The organism is Duganella radicis, assembly GCF_009720825.1.
GTDB classification, from domain to species: Bacteria; Pseudomonadota; Gammaproteobacteria; order Burkholderiales; family Burkholderiaceae_D; genus Rugamonas; species Rugamonas radicis.
The window spans coordinates 230,372-255,981 of record NZ_WNKY01000001.1 but is presented as its reverse complement, the minus strand read 5'-3'; the positions used below and the strand labels follow the sequence as shown (position 1 = coordinate 255,981).

The window sequence follows — 25,610 nt, the reverse complement described above, 5'->3', positions numbered from 1 at the left end:
GGTAGCTCCGGTTGTTTTATAGGCAAAGTTTCCTGCCCGCGCCGGAGCAACGTCAATGCTTTTCGATGCTGCACTGCCGCATTCCCTCCCTGCGGTAAAATCATCGCTTAGCTAACCTGGAGCACATCATTACTGCCGCCAAACTGCCGCTGGACAATTCCTTCGCGTCCCTGCCGCCTGCTTTCTACACCCGATTGATGCCGACGCCGCTGCCCTCGCCATACCTGGTCGCCACCAGCGCGCCAGCGGCAGAGCTGATCGGTCTGCCACCGGACTTGTCCGACAGTCTCGATATTTTGATCGGCAACGCCGTGCCCGAGCGCGCGCAGCCGCTGGCCGCCGTGTATTCGGGTCACCAGTTCGGCGTCTGGGCCGGCCAGCTGGGCGATGGCCGCGCCATCCTGTTCGGCGACGTCGCCACCGCCGAAGGCCCGATGGAGCTGCAATGGAAAGGCGCCGGCCTGACGCCCTACTCGCGCATGGGCGATGGCCGCGCCGTGCTGCGTTCCTCGATCCGTGAATTCCTGTGCTCGGAAGCCATGCACGCGCTCGGCATCCCGACCTCGCGCGCGCTGTCGGTGGCCGGTTCCGACCAGGGCGTGGTGCGCGAAACCATTGAAAGCGCCGCCGTGGTGGTGCGCATGGCGCCCTCCTTCGTGCGTTTCGGCTCATTCGAGCACTGGTATTACCGCAAGCAGACCGACCAGCTGAAAACGCTGGCCGACTACGTCATCGACCGTTTCTACCCGGCCCTGCGCGCGGCGGAAAACCCGTACGCCGCGCTGCTGGAGGAAGTCACGCGCCGCACCGCGCACATGATCGCGCACTGGCAGGCGGTCGGCTTCATGCACGGCGTGATGAACACCGATAACATGTCCATCCTCGGCCTGACGCTGGATTACGGCCCATACGGCTTCATGGAAGCCTTCGACGCCAACCACATCTGCAACCACACCGACCAGCAGGGCCGCTACTCCTACGCCAACCAGCCGCAGATCGGCCACTGGAATTGCTACGCGCTGGCGCAAGCGCTGCTGCCGCTGATCGGCGAGGTGGAACCGACGCAGGCGGCGCTGGACGTCTACCAACCGGAATTCGCCGCCAAAATCGACCAACTGCTGCACGCCAAGCTGGGCCTGAGCCTGCTGGAAGAGCACTTCGACACCGACCGCGCCCTGTTCGACGACCTGTTCGCCATCCTGTCGGGCGTGGATTTCACTGTCTTCTTCCGCAAGCTGAGCGGTGTGCGCGCGGCCGACGCCAGCGGCGACGAACCGCTGCGCGACCTGTTCATCGACCGCCCGGCCTTCGACGCCTGGGCCGAGCGCTACCGCGCACGCCTGCGCGCCGAGAACAGCGACGACGCCACGCGCACGGTTGCGATGAATCAAACCAACCCCAAATATGTGCTGCGAAACTATCTGGCCCAAGCCGCCATTGAAAAGGCGCAAAATAAGGACTTTTCCGAGGTGGAGCGCCTGCTGGCCGTGTTGCAGCGCCCCTACGACGAACAGCCCGAGCACGAGCAATACGCCGCCTTGCCGCCGGACTGGGCATCACATCTTGAAGTCAGTTGTTCTTCTTAAGCGAGAAATAAGCCATGAGCAATAAAGTTGTCAAATCCGACGCCGAATGGCGCACCCAACTGGACCCGATGGAATACCAAGTTACCCGCCACGCCGCCACCGAGCGCGCCTTCACCGGCAAATTCTGGGACCACCACGAGGCTGGCGTCTACACCTGCGTGTGCTGCAACACGCCGCTGTTCCGTTCCGACACCAAATTCGACTCCGGCTGTGGCTGGCCGAGCTATTTCGAACCGATCGATCCGGCCAACGTGATCGAAAAAGTCGACCGTTCCCATGGTATGCTGCGCACGGAGACGATCTGCGGCGTGTGCGACGCGCACCTGGGCCATGTATTCCCGGACGGCCCGCCGCCGACCGGCCTGCGTTACTGCATCAACTCCGCATCACTCCGCTTCGACCCACAAGACTAATAAAGACATCATGAAATTCCTGTTCGACATGATCCCGGTATTGCTGTTCTTCGCCTCCTACAAAGTGGCGGGAATGAACGCCGAGGCATCCCAGCACCTCATCAACACCTACCTGAGCGGCATGATTTCCGGCGGCTCGGTCACGGCCGAGCAATCGCCGATCGTGATCGCGACGCTGGTGGGCATCCTGGCCACCATGGCCCAGATCGCCTGGATCAAGCTGCGCGGCCGCAAGGTCGACGGCGTGCTGTGGGTGTCGCTGGGCATGTTCGTGGTGTTTGGCGGCCTGACCATCTACCTGCACGACGAGGATTTCATCAAGTGGAAACTGAGCATCGTCTACTGGCTGTTTGCCGTGGCGCTACTGTTCAGCGACCTGCTGTTTAAAAAGAACCTGATGCGCCAGTCGATGAAGGAAATCATCGAATTGCCGGACCTGATCTGGTCGCGCCTGAATATGGCCTGGATCGCCTTCTTTACTTTCATGGGCGCGCTCAACTGGTATCTGGCATTCGTCCTGTTTAAAGGCAATACCGACGCCTGGGTGAGTTTTAAAGCCTTTGGCGCCACCGCCATCATGTTTGTGTTTATTGTCGCGCAAACGGTTTATTTATCGCGCCACATGAAGGACCAGGCATGAACCAGATTCACGATACCCGCATGGCGCGCATGCGCGCCGCCCTCGAAGCCAAATTGGCGCCGGTGGAACTGGCCATCGACGACGACTCGGCAGCCCATGCCGGCCATGCCGGCGCGGCCTCCGGCGGCGGCCACTACAACGTCAGAATTGTTTCGTTACAATTCGAAGGCCTTAAACTCGTCACAAGACATCGACTCGTGTATGATTCTGTGCACGATATGATGCATAAAGAAATTCATGCACTGGCCATTACTGCCTTGGCTCCGTCCGAAGTATGATGGCCGCTATCGGCTTTTAAAATAATTGAAGACAAACACATAGCCGTCCAAGCTAATTCGCTATAACTTTCCCCTGACAGGAATTAATAATGACTTTCAAGCCAGCCAAGTTGCTGATCGCACTCCTCGTTGTTGCTGTACCAGCTTTCGCACAAAACGTTGCCGTGGTTAATGGCAAGGCTATCCCGACCTCGCGCGTCGACGCCGTCGTCAAGCAAGTCGTGGCCCAGGGCCAGCAGCCTGATTCGCCTCAGCTGCGCGACCTGATCAAGAAAGACCTGATCGGCCGCGAAGTCATGATGCAGGAAGCGGAAAAACAAGGTTTTGGCAAGAACGCCGACGTGAAGGCAGCGCTGGAAAACGCCCGCCAAGCCATCATGATCAACGCCCTGGTTGGCGAATACGTGAAGAAAAACCCGGTCTCGGACGCCGACATCAAGGCGGAGTACGACCGTTTCGTGGCGCAGGCCGGCGACAAGGAATACCACGTGCGCCACATCCTGCTGGGCACCGAAGCTGAAGCCAACGACGTGATCGCCAAGATCAAGGGCGGCGCCAAGTTCGAAGATCTGGCCAAGCAGTCGAAAGACACCGGCTCGGCAGCCAATGGCGGCGATCTGGACTGGGCTTCGCCTTCGTCCTTCCCACCGGTGTTCTCGCAAGCCTTCGTGGCCCTGCAAAAAGGCCAGGTGACCGAGAAGCCAGTGCAAACCCCGAACGGCTTCCATGTGATCAAAGTGGACGACATCCGTCAGGCCAAACTGCCTACCCTGGAAGAAGTGAAGCCACAAGTGGCCGAAGCCCTGACCCAGAAGAAACTGCAAGCTTACCAGGAAGAACTGGTAAAGAAAGCAAAAGTGCAGTAATGTTATGAAAGGCGGCGCCCTGCGGGGCGCCGTTTTTGATTCAGCGTTGATATCATGCACCCTCTAGAGTGTAATTTTTTAAGGATTTAAATAATGATGTTGAAGCCAGCCCGCCTGATGTTAGCCCTGATCGCTGTCGCGGCAGCACCAGCTTTCGCGCAGAACGTTGCAACCGTCAATGGCAAGGCCATTCCAGCCGCCAAGGTCGATCAGATGGTTAAACAAGTTGTGGCCCAGGGCCAGCAACCGGATTCGCCACAACTGCGCGAAGCCGTGAAAAAAGAATTGATTGGCCGTGAAGTCCTGCTGCAAGAAGCGGATAAACAGGGTTATGGCAAAAAGCCGGAAGTCACCGCGGCCATTGATAATGCCCGTCAAAGCATTATTATCAACGCCATGCTGGCTGATTATGTGAAAAAGAATCCGGTAAAAGACGCCGAGATTCAAGCCGAATACGACAAATATAAAGCCGCTGTCGGCCCAACCGAATATCACTCGCGTCATATTCTGGTGGCGACCGAACAGGAAGCCAAGGATATTATCGCCAAGCTGAAAGGCGGCGCCAAATTCGAAGAACTGGCCAAAGTTTCCAAAGATCCAGGCTCGGGTGCCAATGGCGGCGATCTGGGCTGGATGACGCCAGGCAAACTGGTAAAACCATTCTCGGACGCGATGATCGCTCTGAAAAACGGCGAAATTACCCAGACCCCGGTGAAATCGGAATTCGGCTACCACGTGATCAAACTGGAAGAATCGCGTCCGACCAAGTTCCCTTCGTTTGACGAAGTGAAAGCCCAGGTTGCCGAAGGCCTGCAACAGCGCAAAATCGTGGCCTACCGCGAAGAGCTGCTGAAAAAAGCCAAGATCCAGTAATCTGGTTCGCGTCAGCAAGAAGCGCCTGCATGCAGGCGCTTTTTTTACGTCGTTCTTAAACTCAAAGCGGGCTTGAACAAGCCAGCAACTGGCATGAAACCTGACTTCCTCACCGACATCGCCATTGCCCTCGCCTCCGAAGCCGACGCCGAGCGCGCGCCCGCCATGCGCGCCTATATGCGTGACCAATTCGAATTCATGGGCGTCGGCACGCCGCAGCGCCGCGGCGTCTGCCGGGCATTGCTTAAACCGCTGCGTGGCGCCGACCTGCTGGAGCACGCCCGCGCGCTCTGGGAATTGCCACAGCGCGAATATCAATACGTGGCACTGGATATGCTGGCCATGCATTGGAAAGAATTAAATACGGAAGATATTCCAGCGCTGCTGGAACTGGTGCAGGATAAATCGTGGTGGGATACGGTGGACGCGCTGGCGGGAATTATTGGCGATGTTTTACGCCACCGGCACGATTATATGGATGAGTGCTTACGCCATCATAATTTCTGGATGCGCCGCATCGCATTGCTGCACCAATTAGGTTGGCGCGATAAAACCGACCAACAGCGTTTATTTGATTATTCGCTGGCGCTGGCGCATGAAAAAGAATTCTTCATTCAAAAAGCCATCGGCTGGGCATTAAGGGATTATGCCCGCCATGCACCTGACGCGGTGCGTTTATTTACCCTGAAAGAAAAAGAGCGGCTTGCGCCGCTCTCCTTCCGTGAGGCGAATAAACACCTCTGACTTAATTACCCGACGAATTTACGGGCATTACGGAACATACGCATCCAAGGCGATTCCTCGCCCCACGATTCCGGCGCCCACGAATGCTGCACCGAGCGGAATACGCGCTCGGCGTGCGGCATCATCACGGTGAAGCGGCCGTCCGCCGTGGTCACCGAAGTCAGGCCTTGCGGCGAGCCGTTCGGGTTGTACGGGTAGGCTTCGGTGGCCTGGCCACGATTGTCGACGAAGCGCATGGCGGCCACGGCTTCGGCAATGTTGCCGGTTTGCGAGAAGTCGGCGTAGCCTTCGCCGTGGGCGATGGCGATCGGCGTCTGGGTGCCGGCCATGCCCTGGAAGAAGATCGATGGCGAGTCCAGCACTTCCACCATGGCGAAACGGGCCTCGAACTTCTCCGACTTGTTGGTCGTGAATTTCGGCCATGCGTGCGCGCCCGGGATCAGCGGTTTCAGGTTGCTCATCATCTGGCAGCCGTTGCAGACGCCCAGGCCGAAGGTATCTTTGCGCGCGAAGAACTTGGCAAATTGATCAGACAGAGCGTTGTTGAACAGAATGGTCTTGGCCCAGCCCTCGCCAGCGCCCAGCACGTCGCCGTAGGAGAAGCCGCCCACGGCGATGACGCCCTGGAAGTCGTCCAGTTTGGCGCGGCCCGTGATCAGGTCGCTCATGTGGACGTCGATCGCTGCAAAGCCCGCCTGATGCATGACGTAAGCGGTTTCGATGTGCGAGTTGACGCCCTGCTCGCGCAGAATGGCAACGCGCGGACGCACGCCGGTAGCCAGGAATGGCGCGGCCACGTTTTCGGTCAGGTCGAAGGTCACTTTCGGGGTGATGCCTGGGTCCTGTTCATCCAGCAGACGGTCGTATTCGGCATCGGCGCAAGCCGGGTTGTCGCGCAGGCGGGCGATGCGCCAGCTGGTTTCGCTCCACAGGCGGTGCAGCTCCGAACGCGGCTTGGCGTAGATGATCTTGGCGTCGCGGGTGAACTCGATCACGCCACGGTCGTTGGTCTTGCCGATGATATGGCTGCAAGCGCCCAGATTGAACGAACGCAGCACATCCATCACAACCGATTTCTCGTCGGCGCGCACCTGAATCACGGCGCCCAGCTCTTCGGCGAACAGCGCGCGCAGGGTTTGCTCGTTGCGGCGCTCGGCCACCTGGGTGGCCCAGTTCTTGGCGTCGCCCTGGTCGGCGCCGTGGCCCTCTTCCAGCGTCAGGATGTCGAGGTTGATCGACAGGCCGGCGCGGCCGGCGAACGCCATCTCGGTCAGCGTGCCGTACAGGCCGCCGTCCGAACGGTCGTGGTAAGCCAGCAGCTTGCCGTCGGCGTTCAGTTGCTGGATGGCGGCGAAGAAGGCTTTCACGTCTTCCGGATTGTCGACGTCCGGCACCGCGTTGCCCAGTTGGCCCATGACTTGCGCCAGCGCCGAGGCGCCCAGGCGGTTCTTGCCGCGGCCCAGGTCGATCAGGATGATGGCGGTGTCGCCCGCATCGGTGCGCAGCTGCGGGGTCAGCGACTTGCGCACGTCATACACCGGCGCAAACGAGGATACGATCAGCGACACCGGCGAAATCACGGCCTTGGACTCATCGCCGTCTTTCCAGGTGGTGCGCATCGACAGCGAATCCTTGCCGACCGGGATGGAGATGCCCAGCGCCGGGCACAGTTCCATGCCCACCGCCTTGACGGTGTCGTACAGCGCGGCGTCCTGGCCCGGCTGGCCGCAAGCCGCCATCCAGTTGGCCGACAGCTTGATGTCCTCGATCGAACGGATCGGCGCGGCGGCGATGTTCAGCACCGCTTCCGCCACCGCCATGCGGCCCGAAGCGGCGGCGTCGATCACGGCCAGCGGCGTGCGTTCGCCCATGGCCATGGCCTCGCCCTTGTAGCCTTCGAAGCTCATGGCGGTCACGGCGCAGTCGGCCACCGGCACCTGCCATGGGCCGACCATCTGGTCGCGCACCGACATGCCGCCCACGGTGCGGTCGCCGATGGTGATCAGGAAGGACTTGTCGCCCACGGTCGGCAGCAGCAGCACGCGCTTGGCGGCCTCCTCCAGATCCATGCCGGTCAGGTCGATGGCCGGGAAATCGTTTTGCACGTGATGCACGTCGCGCTGCATTTTTGGCGGCTTGCCCAGCAGGACTTCCATCGGCATGTCGACCGGGTTGTTGCCCAGCTCCGGGTCGACCAGTTTCAGCTGACGCTCTTCGGTGGCCACGCCAACCACGGCGAACAGGCTGCGCTCGCGTTCGCAAATCGATTTGAACAGCGGCAGATCGTCGGGCGAAATCGCCAGCACATAGCGTTCCTGCGACTCGTTGGACCAGATTTCCTTCGGCGCCATGCCGCTCTCTTCCAGCGGAATCTTGCGCAGGTCGAAGATCGCGCCGCGCTTGGCGTCGTTGGTGATCTCGGGGAAGGCGTTCGACAGACCGCCGGCGCCGACGTCGTGGATCGAGATGATCGGGTTTTTCGAGCCCAGCTGCCAGCAGGCGTTGATCACTTCCTGCGCGCGGCGTTCCATTTCCGGGTTGCCGCGCTGGACCGAGTCGAAGTCCAGGTCGGCGGTGTTGGTGCCGGTCGCCATCGACGAGGCGGCCGAGCCGCCCATGCCGATGCGCATGCCGGGACCGCCCAGCTGCACCAGCAGGCTGCCGACCGGGATGTCGTTCTTGTGGGTGTGCTGCGACGAGATGTTGCCGATACCGCCGGCAATCATGATCGGCTTGTGGTAGCCGAACACGGTGTCGTGCGCGCCGGCGAACTGTTTGCCGATGTTCTGTTCGTAGGTACGGAAGTAACCGCCCAGCACCGGACGGCCGAATTCGTTGCTGAACGCGGCGCCGCCCAGCGGGCCGTCGATCATGATTTGCAGCGGCGAAGCGATGCGCTCCGGCTTGCCGTATGGCGTGCCGGTGTCGCGGTAGTCGGCCACCGGGGCGGTCACGACGGCGTCGCTTTCCCACGGACGGACAGCGCCCGGCAACAGCAGGTTGGACACGGTGAAGCCGGTCAGGCCCGCCTTCGGCTTGGCGCCGCGGCCGGTTGCGCCCTCGTCGCGGATCTCGCCGCCGGCGCCGGTGGAGGCGCCAGGGAATGGCGAAATCGCGGTCGGGTGGTTGTGCGTCTCCACTTTCATCAGCGTGTGGGTCAGCTCGGTGGTGGCGACGTATTCCTGGCCTTCCCCCTGCGGGAAGAAGCGCATCACTTCCGCGCCTTCCATGATCGACGAGTTGTCGCTGTACGCCACCACCGTGCCTTTCGGCTGCAACTGGTGGGTGTTCTTGATCATGCCGAACAGCGATTTAGGCTGCGCCACGCCGTCGATGGTCCAGTCGGCGTTGAAGATCTTGTGGCGGCAGTGTTCCGAGTTAGCCTGCGCGAACATCATCAGTTCGACGTCGGTTGGATTGCGGCCGGCCTTGGTGAAGGCGGCGTCCAGGTATTCCACTTCATCTTCCGACATGGCCAGGCCGAGGTCGGTGTTGGCCTTGTCCAGCGCGGCCTTGCCGCTGCCGATCACGTCCACGGTTTCCAGCGGACGCGCTTCCAGCTCGCGGAACAGGCCGGCCGCGTCGTCGGCCGAGCGCAACACCGATTCGGTCATGCGGTCGTGCAGCAGCGCCACCACGGTTTGTACTTCCTCGTCGCTCAGCTTCTTGGTCGCGCCCAGCGAGGTGCCCAGGATGCCGGCCTTGAAGTTGATGCGGAACGCCACGCCACGCTCCACGCGCTTGATATGCGCCATGCCGCAGTTGTGGACGATGTCGGTGGCCTTGGAGGCCCACGGCGAAATCGTGCCAAAGCGCGGGATGACGAAGAACTCTTCGGCATGGCCTTCGGTGTTGTCGGCGTGGGCCGGTTCACCGTAGGTCAGCAGGCCAGTCAGGCGGCTGGTGTCGTCTGCCGACAGCGGCGCGGCGGCATCGACAAAGTGGACATAGCGCGCCTGGACGGCGGCGACGGTCGGCAGCACTGCTTGCAGTTGGTTCAACAGGCGTTGGCTACGGAATGCGGACAGGGCGTTGGAACCCGGAAGAATCAGCATGGTGGGAAGGGTAGTTGATGCAGCTAGGCTGCGGTTTAAAGGTTGCGCGCATTATACCCTTTCCACCCCTTCCCTCGCCACCCTGCCGTTGGGCGTCCACTGAGACAAAAACGTGCCGACGGTGCAACATTTCGGCCCTAAAAAGTCAAAAAAACGGCTTTTCGGCTTGCCTTGGAGTATGCTCATCCGAAAGCAGCCGGCCCCAGAGAGCAACAAATGCCTGACTATAGCAACCTGTCGGTCCTGATTGTGGACCCCAACCAGAGCATGCGCGCCAGCGTGCACAATATGCTGACCCAGGTGAACATCACCAAGGTCGATCACGCCGTCAGCGCGGCCACCGCCATCCGCGCGCTGAGCACGCGTTCCTACGACGTCGTCCTGTGCGAGTACGACCTCGGCACCGGCGCCGACGGCGCCGGCCAGGACGGCCAGCAACTGCTGGAAGACCTGCGCCACCACAAAATCATCAGCCCGTGGGCCATCTTCGTGATGCTGACCTCGGAAGGCGTGTACGGCAAGGTGGTCAGCGCGGCCGAACTGCTGCCGACCGACTACATCCTCAAGCCCTTCACGGTGGACGTGCTGTCGCAGCGCATCGGCCGCGCGCTGGAGCGGCGCGCGGTGTTCCTGCCGGTCTACCAGTTGATCGGCCAGGGCCGCGCGCGCGAGGCCATCGACGCCTGCGCCGCCAACCAGGCCACTCAGCCGCGCTACGCCATGGATTACGCCCGCCTGCGCGCCGAACTGCTGGCCAGCCTCGACCGCCACGCCGAGGCCGAGCAGGCCTATGCCGACATCCTGAAGGCCAAGCCGCTGGGCTGGGCGCAGCTGGGCCAGGCGCGCGCCGTGTACGAGTTGGGCCGGCTGGCCGACGCCGAAGAACTGCTGCGTCAGCTGCTGGCGGACAATCCCAAATTCATGGCCGCCTACGACCTGCTGGCCAGGCTGCTGCGCGAGCAGGACAAGGATGCCGACGCCAGGCAGGTGCTGGAAGACGCGGTGGCCCTGTCGCCGCACATGGTGCGCCGCCTGCGCAACCTCGGCGACGTGGCGCTGGCCACCGGCGACGTGGCCGGGGCCGAAAAAGCCTACAAGCAAGTGGTGGCCAAGGCCAAGTATTCGGAATTCCGCGATCCGGCCGACCACGTCAACCTGGTGCGCGCGCTGGTCCACAAGGGCGACGCGGCCGGCGCCGCCGGCGTGGTGCGCGACCTGGAACGCTCGATGCGCAGCAGCCCCAGCGTCGACGTTTGCAAAGGCTATGCCGCCTCGATGGTGAAGCAATTGAACGGCGACGCCGAGGGCGCGGCGGCGGAGCTGGCCAAGGCCATGGAGAAGCTGGCCGAAGCCACCGGCATGTCCAGCGATTTCAAGCTGGGCCTGGCCCACAGTTGTCTGGAAAACCGCCTCGACGAACAAGCCGCCGCCCTGTTCGACCAGCTGATCGCCAGCCCGCACAGCGAGGTCGATGCCGACCAAGTCATCGCCCTGTGCAAGCAAGCCGGCCGGCAGGACATCGTCAAGCGCTACACGGTGAGCCAGGAACAGGCGGTGGACGCGGTGGTGCGCGAAGCGGCCGTGCTGGCCCGCACCGGCGACATCCGTGGCGCGGTATCGGCCTTGCAGGACGCCTTGCAGCGCTACCCCACCCATGCCGACCTGTGGTCGGTCAGCGTGACCACCATGCTGCGCCAGATCGCCGAGCTGGGCTGGGATGCCGGGCTGGCCACGCAATGCACCACCCTGATGCGGCGCATGCGTGAGCATAATCCCCAGCATACACTGCTGCCCGGTTTGCTGGCACAATACGCGGCGCTGCGGCAGAAGGCCGCGGCCAATCCAACGCCCACTTCGGCAGAAAGCTCCTGATGTCCGACTACGCCGCCCTTTCCGTCCTGCTGGTTGACCCCAACCAGAGCGTGCGCGCCAATCTGCGCAACCTGCTCAGCCAGGCTGGCATCAGCAGCATTGACGACGCTGTCAGCGCCGGGACGGCGATCCGTCAGATCAACAAGAAAAGCTATGACGTGGTGCTGTGCGAGTACGACCTCGGCAGCACCGCCGGCGACAGCGGCCAGGACGGCCAACAATTGCTGGAAGACCTGCGCCGCCACAAGCTGATCTCGCCGTGGACCATCTTCATCATGCTGACCTCGGAGGGCGTGTACAGCAAGGTGATCGGCGCGGCCGAGCTGACCCCGACCGACTACGTGCTCAAGCCCTTCACCGTGGACGCCCTGCTTCAGCGCATCCGCAAGGCGATCGACCGGCGCGACCTGTTCATGCGCGCTTACCAGATGATCGAGCTGGGCAACCTGCACAAGGCGATTGCCGAATGCGTGGCCGGCGAAGAGAAACAGCCACGCTACGCCGCCGATTTCGCCCGCCTGCGCGCCGAACTGCTGGCCCAGTTGGGTGAACTGGCCGAGGCCGAGCAAATCTATCAGGTGATCCTGATGACCCGCCCCATCGCCTGGGCGCACCTGGGCCTGGCGCGCTGCCAGTTCGGCCAGCAAAAATATCTGGAAGCACAGCAGACGCTGGAAGCGCTGCTGGAGCAAAACCCGCGCTACATGGCGGCCTACGATCTGTTGGCGCGCACGCACGAGGCGCTGGGCCAGCAGGAAGCGGCCAAGAAAATTCTGGAAGACGCGGTCTCGATCTCGCCCCACGTCGTCGGCCGGCTGCGCCATCTGGGCGAAGTGGCTTACGAAACGGGCGACGTCGGCGTGGCCGAGAAGGCCTTCAAGCAGGTAGTGGCCAAGGCCAAGTATTCCGAGTTCCGCGATCCGGAAGACCACGTCAGGCTGGTCAAGACGCTGGTGAAAAAAGGCGACGCCAACCAGGCCAGCGGCGTGGTGCGCGACATGGAGCGTTCGCTGCGCAGCGGCCCGAATGTGGAGGTGTGCCGCGCCATCGCCGCCGGGCTGGTGCAGGAAATGAGCGGCAACCTGAGCGGCGCCGCCACCGAGCTGACCAACGCCGTCAATGCCGTGCCCGGCAGCCGTGGGCTGTCGACTGGCTTGAAAATTGGTCTGGTGCATAGCTGCCTGAGCATCAAGCTCGACCAGCAAGCCTCGGACCTGATGCTGAATCTGATGAACGACACCGAAAGCGGCGTCTCCATGGACGAAGCGGTGGAAGTGTTTGAAAAAGCCGGCCGCCACGACCTGGCGCAAGGCATGGGCGAGCAGATCAAGATACAGGTGGACGAGCTGATCGCCCACGCGGCCGAGTTGCGCTCGCACGGCGACCTGCGCGCGGCGGTGGATACCCTGAACGCCGGCCTGCGCAAGGCGCCGGGCAATATGGCGCTGCTGCCGGCGGCCACCTCGGCCATCCTCAAGCAGCTGGACGACCTGGGCTGGGAAGCGCCGCTGGCCGAGCAGGCGCTGTTCCTGCTGGAGCGCATGCGCCGGCTGGAGCCCGACCATCCATCACTGGAAACGCTACAGGCGCAGTATCAGCATACCCAGCGCAAGTACGGTATTTCGGCGGTGGCCTGACTTATTCCGGGCTGTCGACCTGATAGCCCTTGGTCTTGAGCGCGGCCAGCAGGCTGTCCGGCCCGAGCAGGTAACTCATGCGCACCGTGGCGAAGGTGCTGGTGTTGGCGGCCAGCGATTTCTCGGCGGCGGCCAGCCAGGCATCGCGCACGCGCTGCTTGACGTTCTGGAAGGCCGGCGTGTTCCTGGCGAATTCACCACTGGTCATGGCATCGGCGCATTCCCGCTCCTGGTCGGGATATTTGAGTTTCTGAATCACCTCGATGTCGCCCTTGGCCCAGGCGTTGGCGCGCACGCGCATGGCATCGATGTCGGTTTCCAGCCGTGCCAGCGTCTTGTCGAGACAGGCCGCGTCGGCCAGCTGGGATTTCTTGAAGTCCTTCACCATCTTGGAAGCATTGTCGATTTCGAGATCGACCACGGTGGCGGTCTGCTTGATTTTCCGCTGCTTGGCGATGCCGGCGATTTTCTTTTCCACCTCGCCACCCTGCGACAGCCCGGCTTGCTTCAGGCCGGCGCTGTACAGGGCTTCGGCAGCGAAAATGGGGCGCTCCTGTTCGACGTCGTCGTTATCGGCCAGGTACTTGGCTTTCAGTGGTTGCCAGCGGGCGTAGACTTCGGGCGGCAGCACGTCCTTCAGCGCAGCGCCGTCGGGATTTTTCTTCAGGCCGATCAGGCTCGGCAGCAACGTCAGGCCTCGGAAGAAGCCGACATGGGCCGAGGCTCCCGGCGGGCCAAGGTATTCCTGTGTCTGCGCAAGGATGGTTTCAACTTGCTGCGAGCGCCATTCCATTTTCTGCGGCAGCGGCGAGTAGGTGCCGAACACCCACAACACGTGGTCGCCTTTGCTGACTTTCCACAGGCCGGGGCCGGGACGCTGGCCGACCAGCAGGATGGTTTCGGGAGCGGCTTCGGCAGCCGGCTCGGCCGGCGGTGCCGCTTCGGTTTGCGCCAGCGCGGCGCTCAGGTTGAGGGTCAGGCAAAGTGCGGCAAGCAGGCGTAGGCGCATGGTTCAGAAGCCGGTCAGGCCGGCGGTCAGATAGTGGCTGATGACGTACCAGGAGACAAAATACAGGCCGCAGAGCGCGAAGGCGGAGATGATCGCTGCGCGCGGCGTGCTGTGCGAACGGCAAAGCCTCAATAAGTTGCGCATGATGTGATCTCCCGGCCTGTTAAAAATTCAACTGTACGTCCGGCCGCCGGGAGCGGCAAGGCGGGAATCCGGGGTAGCGGATTCCGGCACCCAGGGTATCGCCAGATGGGCCGGTCAGGACGGGATGGCGGCGCGCAGCTCGGCTTCGGCGGCGCTGCCGAGGGCTTGCAGGTCGATGTCGATGGCCTTGAAGGCGCGGCCGGCGGCACTGTGGGCCATGGCGGCGGCCGCCAGCAGCACATGCGCACCGCACAGCGGCGCCGGCAAGCGGCGTTGCAGCTCCGGCAGGCTTTGCATCAGGGTCTGCCCGGACGGCTGTGCGTCGAACAGCAGGGTTGGCTCGGCCGGCGGCGCCAGACCGTCGGCGGCAGAGGACGCGCCGGCGGGCGTGACGTTCGCGTTGGCGGCCGCGAGGCCGATGGCGCTGAGGGCGGCGGTGTGGCGGTTGGCGAGTGCGGCGCGGTAGGCTTCGGGGTCGGCGCCGATGCGGGCGAACACGCGACGCGCGCTGCCGTCGGGCAGATCGAGCGCGGCCAGCGTGTAATGCTCCGCGCCGGGATGCTGCTGCCCTTCCCGCAAGGCGCGCTGCTCAGCGTCCAGCGACAACTTCATGATGGTGCGTGTGTCCTGCCAGCGTTGCTTCAGTTTTGCAAACATCGTTCATCTCCGGTCAGCCGCGCGCCAGATTCGCTGCGTGCTTTTTGTGGGCGGCTTGCTTGCTCACGCCAAGCGCTTCGGCGATCTGGGCCCAGGTCCAACCGTCTGCCAGCGCCTGCCGAACCGCCTTGCGCTCGATCTGGTCGGCCAGATCGCGCAACGCCAGGGCGGCCGCCAAAGCGTCGCCCGGCGCATCCGGAATCTTCAGGTGATGGAGATCAGTCATGCGTCAACTTTAATTGACGAATCCCGGATTGTCAACTTACGTTGACGAACCGAATCCACCGCCACCCGGCGTCTCGATGATGAACACATCGCCCGGCTGCATATCGGTCTTGCCGATGTGGCCCAGCACCTCCACGCGGCCATCCGCGCGCTGCACGCTGTTGCGCCCCAGCGCACCCGGCTCGCCGCCGGCCATGCCGAACGGCGCATGAATGCGATTGTTGGACAGGATGGCCGCCGTCATCGGCTCCAGGAAACGCACCTTGCGCACGCCGCCATTGCCGCCATGCCAGCGCCCCGCCCCGCCGCTGCCTTCGCGGATTTCGTAGCTATCCAGACGCACCGGGAAACGGAACTCCAGTATCTCCGGATCGGTCAGGCGCGAGTTGGTCATATTGGTCTGCACCACGCTCGTGCCGTCGAAACCGTCGCCGGCGCCGGAGCCGCCGCTGATGGTTTCGTAATACTGATACTTCGCATTCCCGAAGGTGAAATTGTTCATGGTGCCCTGCGCCGCCGCCATCACACCCAGCGCGCCATACAGCGCATTGGTGATGCAGGTCGACGTCTCCACATTGCCCGACACCACCGAGGCGGGATAGTGAGGATTCAGCATCGAGCCTTGCGGGATAAGCACCTTCAAGGGTTTGAGGCAACCGGCGTTCAACGGAATCTCGTCATCCACCAGCGTGCGGAACACATACAGCACCGCCGCCATGCACACCGCCGACGGCGCGTTGAAATTGTTCTCCAGCTGCGCCGAGGTGCCCGTGAAATCAATCTCCGCGCTGCGCGACGCCTGATCCACCCGCACCGCCACCTGGATCCGCGCGCCATTATCCAGCGGCAGCGTGAACGCGCCATCCCTCAAGGCGCTGATCACGCGCCGCACCGCCTCCTCGGCGTTATCCTGCACATGGCCCATGTAAGCCTGCACCACATCAAGACCGAAATGCGCCACCATCTTGTGCAGTTCCTCGACGCCCTTCTGATTGGCGGCGATCTGCGCGCGCAGATCGGCCATGTTCTGGTCCGGATTGCGTGCCGGGTACTGTGCACCGGCCAGCAAGGCGCGCGTCTCCGCCTCCAGCAACTGGCCGCCATCCACCAGCTTGAAGTTATTGATCAACACCCCCTCTTCCTCGATCACGCGCGAATCCGGCGGCATCGAACCTGGCGTGGTGCCGCCGATGTCCGCGTGGTGGCCGCGCGAGCCGACATAGAACAGGATCTGTGCGCCGGCCGCATCGAACACCGGCGTAATCACCGTCACATCCGGCAAATGCGTGCCGCCGTTGTACGGATCATTGAGCATGAAGACATCACCGGCGCGCATGCGGCCCGCGTTCTCGCGCATCACCGTCTTGATGCTCTCACCCATCGAGCCCAGATGCACCGGCATGTGCGGCGCGTTGGCGATCAGGTTGCCGTCCGCGTCGAAGATGGCGCAGCTGAAGTCCAGCCGCTCCTTGATGTTCACCGAGTAGGCGGTGTTCTGCAAGCGCAGCCCCATTTGCTCGGCGATCGACATTAACAGATTATTGAAAATCTCCAGCATCACCGGATCGGCGGTGGTGCCGATGGCGCGCCGCTCCGGCAAGGCCGCCACGCGCTTCAACACCAAGTGATCATGCAGCGTGACCTCGGCCTGCCAGCCCGCTTCCACGATGGTGGTGGCATTGGCCTCGGCGATAATCGCCGGGCCTTTGACGATGTCGCCAATGCGTGTGGCCGAGCGTTGATACAAACTGGTTTGCCGCCATTTGCCGCCGGTGTACATCGGCACCACCGTATGCGGCGTCAGGCCGGACACGCGGCGCGGCGCCGGCTCCACCGCTTCGGACGGCGCATCGGACTTGCCGATCGCCTCCACCGACACCGCCTCCACGATCAGCGCACGTGCCGGCATCAGGAAAGAATAGCGCTTGCGGTATGCGGCCTCGAACTGCTGCTGCATGCTCTCCACCGTATCCAGCAACACGATCAACGCCGTATCCGTGCCCTCGTAGCGCAGATGCACGCGGCTGATCAGCGATATGCGTTCATCTTCAACCTGTTGATGATGCAAGTCCGAACGTGCCTGGCGGCCCAGCGCGTGCAAGCGCGCCTCCAGATCGGGCATCGCGGCCTCGCTCAAGCGCAGTTCAACGGCCGCTTCGCGCATCGCTGTCTGGTCGGCCAGGCCCATGCCGTAGGCCGACATCACACCGGCCAGCGAATGCACGAACACGGTCTTCATGCCCAGCGCATCGGCCACCAGGCAGGCGTGCTGCCCGCCGGCGCCGCCAAAGCTGGTCAGCGCGTACTCGGTCACATCATGCCCGCGCTGCACCGAAATCTGCTTGATGGCGTTGGCCATATTGCCAACCGCGATATCGAGGAAGCCCTCCGCCACCTGCTCCGGCGTGGTCTCCTTGCCGGTGGCGGCGACGATCTGCGCGGCCACCCCGGCGAAGCGCTGCCGCACCGCATCCGCATCGAGCGGCTGCTTGCCATCCGTGCCAAACAGCTGCGGAAAGTGCTGCGGCTGGATTTTACCCAGCATGACGTTGCAGTCGGTGACCGCGAGCGGTCCGCCGCGCCGGTAACTGGCCGGTCCCGGATTGGCGCCGGCGCTGTCCGGCCCCACGCGATAGCGGCTGCCGTCAAAGTGCAGGATCGAACCGCCGCCGGCAGCCACCGTGTGGATGCTCATCATCGGCGCACGCATGCGCACGCCGGCCACCTGGGTTTCGAACACGCGCTCAAACTCGCCCGAATAATGCGACACATCGGTCGAGGTACCGCCCATATCGAAGCCGATCACCTTGTCGAAGCCGGCCAGTTTGGAGGCACGCACCATGCCGACGATGCCGCCAGCCGGGCCGCTCAGGATCGAGTCCTTGCCCTGGAAGGCGCGCGCATCGGTCAGGCCGCCGTTGGACTGCATGAATTGCAGGTTCACACCCGGCAGCTCCTGCGCCACCTGGTCCACATAGCGGCGCAGGATGGGCGACAAATACGCATCGACCACCGTGGTATCGCCACGCGCCACCAGCTTCATCATCGGGCTGATTTCATGCGACACCGATACCTGCGTGAAGCCGATTTCACGCGCCAGGTCGGCCACCTTGGTCTCATGCGCATGATAACGGTAGCCGTGCATGAAGACGATGGCCAGCGAACGCAAGCCCATGTCGTAGGCTTGCGCCAGGCCCGCGCGCGCCGCGGTCAGGTCCAGCGCGGTGACCGTGTCGCCATGCGCGCCCACGCGCTCGTCGATCTCGACCACATGGCTGTACAGCAGCTCCGGCAGCAGGATGCGGCGGTCGAACAGGCGCGGACGGTTCTGGTAAGCGATGCGCAGCGCATCGCGGAAGCCGCGCGTGATGGCCAGCGCGGTCGGTTCGCCCTTGCGCTCCAACAGCGCATTGGTGGCTACCGTGGTGCCCATCTTGACCGCGCCGATCTGCTCCACCGGAATCGGCTTGCCCTTGGCCACGCCCATCAACTGGCGGATGCCGGCAATGGCGGCGTCGGCATAGTGCTCGGGATTCTCGGATAGCAGCTTGAGCGTGCGCAGCCGGCCGTCGGGCGCGCGCGCCACGATGTCGGTGAACGTACCGCCACGGTCTATCCAGAATTGCCAATCCATGCGTGCCTCGACTCGTTGTGAAGCATCTATTGTAGTGCTGTGCATCTGTCGCCGGTGCAGAAATTTAGATGCTAGAATGACAGCATGAATCCCCTCTACTCCGTAGCCGAAATCCGCGCCGTCGAACAGGCCGCAGCCGCCGTGCTGCCGCCCGGCGCCCTGATGCAGCGCGCCGGCCAGGCCAGCGCCAATGCCGCCCTCGACCTGCTGCCCTTCTCCACCGCGCATGCGCGCGTGCTGGTGCTGGCCGGTCCCGGCGACAACGGCGGCGACGCGCTGGAAGCGGCGGCCCACATTTCCTTCACCGGCGCGCAAGTGACGCTCATCCACTTCGCCCCCGGCGGCACGCCGTCGCCGGAGCGCGCGGAAGCGCTACAGCGCGCCAAGGTCAGCGACGCCCGCTTCCGCGAATGGGACGATGCCGACATCGGCAGCACGGACTGGAACCTGGTGCTGGACGGCCTGTTTGGCATCGGCCTGAAACGCCCGCTGGACGGCGCCTTCCGCGCCTTGGCGGAGCAGATCAACCAGTTGCGCTGCACCGTGCTGTCGCTGGACGTGCCGAGCGGCCTGGATGCCGACACCGGCGCCGTGGTCGGCCCGAACGGCATCGCCATCCACGCCACCCACACCATTACCTTCATCGGCAACAAGCCGGGCCTGCACACCTGCGACGGCCGCGACTACGCCGGGCTGGTGGACCTCGCGCGGCTGGACATCGACGCCAGCCACTATCCTCCGGCCTCACTGCACCTGAACGACGTTAAATTCTTTGCCCGCCACTTGCGCGCGCGCCGCCACAACTCGCACAAAGGCAGTTATGGCGACGTGGCGGTGATCGGCGGTGCGCGCGGCATGAGCGGCGCGCCGGTGCTGGCGGCACGTGCCGCGCTGCACAGCGGGGCCGGCCGTGTTTATGCCTTGTTTGCCGACGATCCGCTGGCCTTCGATCCGGGCCAGCCGGAACTGATGTGCCGTAGCGCCGGCGAGTTTGATCTGAGCCTGGCGACGCTGGTGGCCGGGCCGGGCCTGGGCAACGGCGCCCATGCACAGGAACTGCTGGCGCGCGCGATTGGCTGCGGCAGCGCGCTGGTGGCCGATGCCGATGCGCTCAACCTGCTGGCCGCCGACGCGGCGCTGCAAAGCGCGCTGGCCCTGCGTCCCGCGGCCGTGGTACTGACGCCGCACCCGCTGGAGGCGGCGCGGCTGCTGGGCCGCAGCGCCGCCGCCGTGCAGCTGGACCGGCTGGCGGCCGCGCGCGAGCTGGCCTCGCGCCTGCACGCGGTGGTGGTGTTGAAGGGATCGGGCACGGTGATCGCCGCGCCGAATGGCAATGCCGTCATCAATACCACCGGCAATCCGGCGCTGGCCACGGCCGGCACCGGCGATGTGCTGGCGGGACTATGTGGCGCGCTGCTGGCGCAAGGCTGGCCGCAATGGGAAGCGGCGCTGGCGGCGGTCTGGCTGCACGGCATGGCGGCCGACGTGCTGGTGACCGAGGGCACAGGCCCGATCGGCCTGACGGCCGGAGAGCTGCTTCCGGCCATCCGCGTGGCGCTGAACCGCATGGTCCAGCATCACGCGCGTTAAACCAGCCGGCCGGCGGCGATGGTGACGGTGCGGCCGCAACGGGCCGCCATGGCCTGATCGTGCGTGACCAGCACCAGCGTGGAGCCGTGCTGCTGATTCAACTCGAACATCAACTGAATCACCGCTTCGCCGGTGGCCGCGTCCAGGCTGCCGGTCGGCTCGTCGGCAAACAGCAAGGGCGGCTCGGTCACAAAGGCGCGCGCCAGGGCGACGCGCTGCTGCTCGCCGCCGGACAGGTATTTCGGATAATGTTTCAAGCGGCTGGACAGGCCGACGCGCGCCAGCATGGCCTCGGCCCGCTCGCGCGCCTGCGGCACGCCGGCCAGCTCCAGCGGCAGCATGACGTTTTCCAGTGCCGTCAGATGCGCCAGCAGCTGGAAGGACTGGAACACAAAGCCCAGCTTTTCCTTGCGCAGCGCGGCGCGGCCGTCCTCGTCCAGTGCATAAATGTCTACACCCTCCAGCACCACTTTACCGGCGCTGGGCGTGTCCAGACCGGCCAGTAAACCCAATAAAGTCGACTTGCCGGAGCCCGAGGCGCCGACAATGGCCAGCGTCTCTGCCTTTTGCACGGTAAAATCCACCTCGTGCAAAATCGTCAGTTCGCCGCTGGCGTCGGCAACCCGCTTGGCCAACCCGCTGACCGCGATGGCCGCATGCATGGACGTTGCCGCCGCCGGCGACGATGCCGCCAAGGCCGGACCGTCCGGCATGAAATGTGAAGACGCATTAGGAAAATCGGGCATGCTGAATATGTTTAAACGTTTATCTGGAAAATCACTGGCCGCCCTGCTCTTGTTATCGGCAGCGGCGAGCGCCTATTCTGCACCAAAAACCGTGCTTGTGCTCGGGGATAGTTTGTCTGCCGAGTACGGCCTCGCGCGCGGCACCGGCTGGGTGGCGCTGGCCGAGCAAAAACTCAAGCAGAACAATATCGAGGCGGTGCTGGTCAACGCCAGCGTCAGCGGCGAGACCACCAGCGGCGGCCGCTCGCGCCTGCCCGCCCTGCTGAGCAAGTACAAGCCCGATCTGGTGGTGATCGAACTGGGCGCCAACGACGGCCTGCGCGGCCTGCCGGTGGCCGCCGCCCAGACCAATCTGCGCGCCATGAGCGAGGCCGCCGCCAAGGCCGACGCCAAGGTGATGTTGATCGGCATGCGCATGCCGCCCAACTATGGGCGCGACTATGCCGATAAGTTCTTCGCCATGTACGGCACGCTGAGCAAGGACATCAAGGCGCCCTTGGTGCCTTTCATGCTCGATGGCGTGGCCGACAAGCCGCAGCTGTTCCAGCCCGACCGCCTGCATCCGCTGGCCGAAGCGCATCCGATTATCCTGGCCAATATCTGGCCTACCCTGCAAAAAACCATCAAGGCAAAATGAAGTACCCTGAAATCCTGAGCATCGAACAGGTGCTGTCCCAGCTCGACACCTTTGACGCCATCATCGATGCCCGCAGCCCCGGCGAGTTCGCGCTCGATCACCTGCCCGGCGCCATCAACGCGCCGGTGCTGGACGACGAGCAGCGCATCCGCGTCGGCACCATGTACAAGCAAGTCGGCTCGTTCGAGGCCAAGAAAGTGGGCGCGGCGCTGGTCGCCAGGAATATCGCGGCCTACGTCGAAGACCTGTGGATCGACAAGCCGCGCGAATGGCGGCCGCTGATTTACTGCTGGCGCGGCGGCAACCGCAGCGGCTCGATGGCGCACATCCTGGCCAAGATCGGCTGGCCGGTGGTGCAGCTGGAAGGCGGCTACAAGGCGTTCCGGCAGGAGGTCAACGCGGCGCTGGAGCAGCCGCCGCAACTGCAATTCAAGGTGGTGTGCGGCACTACCGGCAGCGGCAAGAGCCGCCTGCTGGAAGTGCTGGCCGCGCACGGCGCGCAAGTGCTGGATCTGGAACAACTGGCCGCGCATCGGGGCTCGGTGCTGGGCCATCTGCCGTCGCAACCCCAGCCGAGCCAGAAGGCGTTTGAAACCATGATCTGGAATGTGCTGCGCCGCTTCGATCCGGCGCGTCCGGTGTATGTGGAGGCGGAAAGCAAGAAGGTCGGCAACCTGCGCGTGCCGGCCGCGCTGATGGACGCCATGCGCGCCTCCGACTGCATCGCCATGACGCTGTCGCGCGCCAATCGTGTGCGCCTGCTGATGGAAGACTACGACCACTTCCTGGCCAGCCCGGAAACGCTGAACGGCCAGCTGGAGCACCTGACCCAGTTGCACGGGCGTGAGAAGATCGTCCACTGGCAAGCCATGTCGCAAGCCGGCCAGATGCCCGAGCTGGTCGACGAACTGCTGGCCCAGCACTACGACCCCGCCTACCTGCGCTCCATCGACCGCAACTTCATCCGCTACGCGCAAGCGCTGCCGCTGCAACTGGACGACATCAGCGACGAGGCTTTTGCCGCCGCCGCGCGCCAGCTCATCGCCATGTAAAAAGGGCCGCTGTTTCCAGCGGCCCTTTCTTCAAACTTACTTCACTTCGGTTACCGTGGTTGCCGATGCAATCGGCTTCAACACTTTGACCTTGGCTTTCTGTTTCAGCAGCTCGATGTACTGCGCCATCTCTTGCTGGGCCATCAGGTTGCCGATCTGCTCAGCTTCGTTCTTGCGCTGGGCTTCGTCCTGCTGGGCCGGTTGTTGCACTTTGCCGACGCGGTACAGGCCATAACCCAGGCCAGGCACGTCCACACCCACGTAGGCTGGCAGCTTGGTGGTATCTGCTTTCATGACAGCTTGCAGGGCCAGGCCATTGATGCCTTCAGGCTTGGAGCGCGACACCAGCTTGGCGGGACCGAAACCGGTCGCGTCGCCCGACTTCTTGAAGGCGGCCAGTTTCTCTTCGCCAGCCTTGGCGGCCAGCTTGGCGGCTTCTTCGATGGTCACGCGCTGACGGATCTGCGCATCGACTTCGGCCAGCGGGCGCTTGGTCGCAGGCTTGAACTCAACGATGCGGCCGGCCACCAGGGTGCTCGGCGCGGTTTCCACCGCTTCGGTGTTGCGCTTGCTGGTCAGCGAGTCGTTCGAGAACAGCGCGGCCAGGAACTTGGCGTTGTTGTACGGCGCGGCACCGGCGACAGGCGATGGATTGCGCGACACATTGGCGGCGGTCTCGATCTTCAGGCCCAGCTTGTCGGCCACCGGCTTCAGGCTGTCCGACTGCTCGTAGACGGTGTTGGTGAAGGTTTCAGCCATTTCCGAATACTTCTTGGAGGCCTTCTGCTTTTTCAGCAGTTCGGCCACGTCGTTCTTCACCACGTCCAGCGGCTTGACCACGGCTGGCTTCAGTTCGGTCACGGTCAGGATGTGGAAGCCGAATTCCGACTGCACCAGATCGCTGATCTCGCCTTGCTTGAGCTTGTTGATGCCGCTTTCCACTGGCGCCACGAACATGCCTTTTTCCACCACACCCAGGTCGCCGCCCTGCTCGGCCGAACCCTTGTCGTCCGACTTGGCTTTGGCGATCTTGGCGAAATCGGCCGGCGCCTTGCGCACTTCGGCCAGGATGGCTTCGGCCTTGGCCTTGGCGGTCGCGGTGTCGGCGGCGCTGGCGCCCTTCTTCACTTCCACCAGGATGTGGCTGGCGCGGCGGACTTCCGGCGTGGTGAACTGCGCGCTGTTCTTGCTGTAGTAGTCCGACACTTCGGCGTCGGTCACGCTCACCTGGCTCAGCACGGCATCGTTATTAAACACCACGTATTCGATCCTGGCCTGCTCAGGCACTTCGAACTGCTTGGCGTTCTTGTCGTAGAAAGCCTTGACCATTTCGTCGGTCACCTTCACCTGCGGCACGAAGTCGGCCACCGGCAATTGCAGCTCCTGCACTTCGCGCTCCTGGGCGGCGATGTCCGACAGCGACTTGGCCACGGTGCGCGGCGCGAAACCGGTGCCTTCGATGGCCACGGCCAGCTGTTGCAGGGCCAGTTCGCGGCGCATGCGGGCGTCGTTGTCGACCGGGCGCAGGCCTTGCGCGGCCAGCACCTGCTTGTAGGTGTCCATATTGAAGTTGGCCGGGCCGCCAAACATGTCGACGATGGCTTTTTGCAGCTGGGCGTCGGTCACGTTCAGGTTGGCGTGGATCACTTCGGCGGCGATGGCGCGCTGGGCGATCAGTTGGTCCAGCACGTTTTGCTTGAACTCAGGAGTGTCGAACATCTTCTGGTCGAACTGTGCGCCCAGGCGCTGGCGGTAAGTGTCCAGCTGGTTGCGCACGGCGTTATCGAACTCCTGCTGGGTCAGCGGCTTGCCATCGATTTTGGCGATGGTGCCGGCGTCATCGCCAAAGCTCTTGTAACTGCCGATACCGACAAATGCAAACGATGGCACGATGATGATGGCCAGGAAAATCTGCATCAAGCGTTGATGGGTACGAATAAATTCAAACATGGTCTGCCAATTCGGATTGATGGGGCTTGCACATACAAAAAAGGCGAACTCGCGTTCGCCAATTCCGGTTGACGGATTTTACAGCGCACACCCCTCTATAGCAAGGGTGAATCATTGGCAAAACTGCCACGCGCGCCGCTAAAAAAGTTGCTTCCCGCGATATTTTTAAATATCGCGAGGAAAACAAAAAAGCCTGTAGCTTATGCAGCTACAGGCTTTTTATATTCTGGCGGAGCGGACGGGGCTCGAACCCGCGACCCCCGGCGTGACAGGCCGGTATTCTAACCAACTGAACTACCGCTCCTAGTTGGGTACTGCCTATCTTGAATATTCGTTGGCGGAGCGGACGGGGCTCGAACCCGCGACCCCCGGCGTGACAGGCCGGTATTCTAACCAACTGAACTACCGCTCCAGCTGAATATCAAGGTGCTACATACTACATTAAAACTTAATTTCTGGCAAATGTTTTTTGGTGGGCGGTGAGAGGCTCGAACTCCCGACCTAAGCCTTGTAAGGGCTCCGCTCTACCAACTGAGCTAACCGCCCATTTGCCTGAGTGAGCAACGTTGTTACCGCCGCCGCTCACCGAAGTCCGTTAGTTTACAGCATCTTTCAAAGCTTTGCCAGCTTTAAATTTAGGGACTTTCGCTGCGTCGATAACGATCTCTTCTTTGGTGCGCGGGTTGCGGCCGGTACGGGCAGCGCGCTCGCTCACGGAGAAGGTGCCAAAGCCGACCAGGGTGACGCTGTCGTTTTTCTGCAAGCTGGTGGTCACGCCGTCGATGACAGCGTCCAGCGCGCGAGCAGCAGCCGCTTTCGAAATATCAGCGGTGGTGGCGATATGGTCGATCAATTCAGTCTTATTCAAAGCAATTCCCCGTCACAAAGGTTATATCGTTGTTTCCGCTTAAAACACGGAAACAGAAAAATTTCAGGCCGTATTAAACAAGCCAGCCCACCTTGGTGTCAAGGCTGCACAATAGAAAAATAAGTAAAAATAAC

General features: G+C 63.0%; 21 protein-coding genes and 3 tRNA genes. 12 read left to right on the top strand and 12 right to left on the bottom strand.

Translation table 11 applies throughout. The features are described 5' to 3' along the window. Positions 1 to 116 precede the first annotated feature (116 nt). The 7 genes from GM676_RS01020 (at position 117) to GM676_RS00990 (ending at position 5,400) form a co-directional block, all read left to right on the top strand. A complete protein-coding gene (locus GM676_RS01020) occupies positions 117 to 1,586 on the top strand; it encodes a protein adenylyltransferase SelO (protein WP_211923132.1) in 1,470 nt (489 codons plus the stop codon). 14 nt (positions 1,587 to 1,600) lie between these two features. Beyond that, positions 1,601 to 1,999, top strand: a complete 399-nt coding sequence (gene msrB / locus GM676_RS01015; RefSeq protein WP_155461514.1) for a peptide-methionine (R)-S-oxide reductase MsrB — start codon at positions 1,601 to 1,603, stop codon at positions 1,997 to 1,999. Positions 2,000 to 2,009: 10 nt separating this feature from the next. Further along, positions 2,010 to 2,639 (top strand): septation protein A, encoded by a 630-nt coding sequence (locus GM676_RS01010; protein WP_155461513.1) that lies wholly within the window; start codon positions 2,010 to 2,012, stop codon positions 2,637 to 2,639. After that, on the top strand, positions 2,636 to 2,917 hold the full coding sequence (locus GM676_RS01005; RefSeq protein WP_155461512.1) for a BolA family protein: 282 nt from the start codon (positions 2,636 to 2,638) through the stop codon (positions 2,915 to 2,917). Before GM676_RS01010 ends, GM676_RS01005 begins: the two co-directional genes overlap by 4 nt. A gap of 89 nt (positions 2,918 to 3,006) precedes the next feature. Continuing rightward, complete coding sequence (locus GM676_RS01000; RefSeq protein ID WP_155461511.1) at positions 3,007 to 3,783, top strand: peptidylprolyl isomerase; 777 nt, start codon at positions 3,007 to 3,009, stop codon at positions 3,781 to 3,783. A gap of 93 nt (positions 3,784 to 3,876) precedes the next feature. Next, positions 3,877 to 4,656, top strand: coding sequence for a peptidylprolyl isomerase (locus GM676_RS00995; RefSeq protein WP_155461510.1), 780 nt, complete (start codon positions 3,877 to 3,879; stop codon positions 4,654 to 4,656). 93 nt (positions 4,657 to 4,749) lie between these two features. Next, positions 4,750 to 5,400: a DNA alkylation repair protein gene (locus tag GM676_RS00990; protein WP_155461509.1), complete on the top strand. Its 651-nt coding sequence runs from the start codon at positions 4,750 to 4,752 to the stop codon at positions 5,398 to 5,400. Between the two features lie 5 nt (positions 5,401 to 5,405). Here GM676_RS00990 and purL read toward each other — a convergent pair whose 3' ends face one another. Then, positions 5,406 to 9,455: a phosphoribosylformylglycinamidine synthase gene (gene purL / locus GM676_RS00985; protein WP_155461508.1), complete on the bottom strand. Its 4,050-nt coding sequence runs from the start codon at positions 9,453 to 9,455 to the stop codon at positions 5,406 to 5,408. 216 nt (positions 9,456 to 9,671) lie between these two features. Between purL and GM676_RS00980 the strand changes: the two genes are divergently transcribed. Both GM676_RS00980 and GM676_RS00975 read left to right on the top strand, forming a co-directional pair. Further along, positions 9,672 to 11,327 carry a tetratricopeptide repeat protein gene (locus GM676_RS00980; RefSeq protein ID WP_155461507.1) on the top strand — a complete coding sequence of 552 codons (1,656 nt, stop codon included), beginning with the start codon at positions 9,672 to 9,674 and terminating at the stop codon, positions 11,325 to 11,327. Then, positions 11,327 to 12,964: a response regulator gene (locus GM676_RS00975; protein ID WP_155461506.1), complete on the top strand. Its 1,638-nt coding sequence runs from the start codon at positions 11,327 to 11,329 to the stop codon at positions 12,962 to 12,964. The genes GM676_RS00980 and GM676_RS00975 overlap by 1 nt, the downstream gene beginning before the upstream one ends. A 1-nt stretch (position 12,965) precedes the next feature. Here the strand turns inward: GM676_RS00975 and GM676_RS00970 are convergent, their stop codons facing one another. From GM676_RS00970 to GM676_RS00955, 5 genes are all read right to left on the bottom strand, one after another. Further along, positions 12,966 to 13,973 carry a TraB/GumN family protein gene (locus GM676_RS00970; protein WP_155461505.1) on the bottom strand — a complete coding sequence of 336 codons (1,008 nt, stop codon included), beginning with the start codon at positions 13,971 to 13,973 and terminating at the stop codon, positions 12,966 to 12,968. 3 nt (positions 13,974 to 13,976) lie between these two features. Then, positions 13,977 to 14,117 (bottom strand): hypothetical protein, encoded by a 141-nt coding sequence (locus GM676_RS31500; RefSeq protein WP_170304183.1) that lies wholly within the window; start codon positions 14,115 to 14,117, stop codon positions 13,977 to 13,979. Positions 14,118 to 14,231: 114 nt separating this feature from the next. Further along, positions 14,232 to 14,774 carry a Clp protease N-terminal domain-containing protein gene (locus tag GM676_RS00965; RefSeq protein WP_155461504.1) on the bottom strand — a complete coding sequence of 181 codons (543 nt, stop codon included), beginning with the start codon at positions 14,772 to 14,774 and terminating at the stop codon, positions 14,232 to 14,234. Between the two features lie 13 nt (positions 14,775 to 14,787). Further along, a complete protein-coding gene (locus tag GM676_RS00960; protein WP_155461503.1) occupies positions 14,788 to 15,000 on the bottom strand; it encodes a helix-turn-helix domain-containing protein in 213 nt (70 codons plus the stop codon). Between the two features lie 36 nt (positions 15,001 to 15,036). After that, complete coding sequence (locus tag GM676_RS00955) at positions 15,037 to 18,633, bottom strand: hydantoinase B/oxoprolinase family protein (protein ID WP_155461502.1); 3,597 nt, start codon at positions 18,631 to 18,633, stop codon at positions 15,037 to 15,039. An 84-nt stretch (positions 18,634 to 18,717) separates the two neighbouring features. Here GM676_RS00955 and GM676_RS00950 point away from each other — a divergent pair, with 84 nt between their 5' ends. Further along, positions 18,718 to 20,223 carry an NAD(P)H-hydrate dehydratase gene (locus GM676_RS00950; protein ID WP_155461501.1) on the top strand — a complete coding sequence of 502 codons (1,506 nt, stop codon included), beginning with the start codon at positions 18,718 to 18,720 and terminating at the stop codon, positions 20,221 to 20,223. Here the strand turns inward: GM676_RS00950 and GM676_RS00945 are convergent. Next, positions 20,220 to 20,936, bottom strand: a complete 717-nt coding sequence (locus GM676_RS00945) for an ABC transporter ATP-binding protein (RefSeq protein WP_155461917.1) — start codon at positions 20,934 to 20,936, stop codon at positions 20,220 to 20,222. The two genes, GM676_RS00950 and GM676_RS00945, sit on opposite strands and share 4 nt — an antisense overlap. Positions 20,937 to 20,976: 40 nt before the next feature. Here GM676_RS00945 and GM676_RS00940 point away from each other — a divergent pair, with 40 nt between their 5' ends. Both GM676_RS00940 and mnmH read left to right on the top strand, forming a co-directional pair. Next, positions 20,977 to 21,606, top strand: coding sequence for an arylesterase (locus GM676_RS00940; protein WP_371866086.1), 630 nt, complete (start codon positions 20,977 to 20,979; stop codon positions 21,604 to 21,606). Beyond that, on the top strand, positions 21,603 to 22,658 hold the full coding sequence (mnmH, locus tag GM676_RS00935; RefSeq protein WP_155461499.1) for a tRNA 2-selenouridine(34) synthase MnmH: 1,056 nt from the start codon (positions 21,603 to 21,605) through the stop codon (positions 22,656 to 22,658). The genes GM676_RS00940 and mnmH overlap by 4 nt, the downstream gene beginning before the upstream one ends. Before the next feature lie 36 nt (positions 22,659 to 22,694). Here the strand turns inward: mnmH and GM676_RS00930 are convergent, their stop codons facing one another. The 5 genes from GM676_RS00930 to hbs all read right to left on the bottom strand — a co-directional run bounded on the left by GM676_RS00930 (position 22,695) and on the right by hbs (position 25,476). Beyond that, positions 22,695 to 24,608 carry a SurA N-terminal domain-containing protein gene (locus GM676_RS00930; protein WP_155461498.1) on the bottom strand — a complete coding sequence of 638 codons (1,914 nt, stop codon included), beginning with the start codon at positions 24,606 to 24,608 and terminating at the stop codon, positions 22,695 to 22,697. 227 nt (positions 24,609 to 24,835) lie between these two features. Continuing rightward, positions 24,836 to 24,912 (bottom strand) — tRNA-Asp (locus GM676_RS00925). Positions 24,913 to 24,943: 31 nt separating this feature from the next. Beyond that, a tRNA-Asp gene (locus GM676_RS00920) sits at positions 24,944 to 25,020 on the bottom strand. Positions 25,021 to 25,078: 58 nt separating this feature from the next. After that, positions 25,079 to 25,154, bottom strand: a tRNA-Val gene (locus GM676_RS00915). Between the two features lie 49 nt (positions 25,155 to 25,203). Further along, complete coding sequence (hbs, locus tag GM676_RS00910; RefSeq protein ID WP_155461497.1) at positions 25,204 to 25,476, bottom strand: non-specific DNA-binding protein Hbs; 273 nt, start codon at positions 25,474 to 25,476, stop codon at positions 25,204 to 25,206. Positions 25,477 to 25,610: the final 134 nt, after the last annotated feature.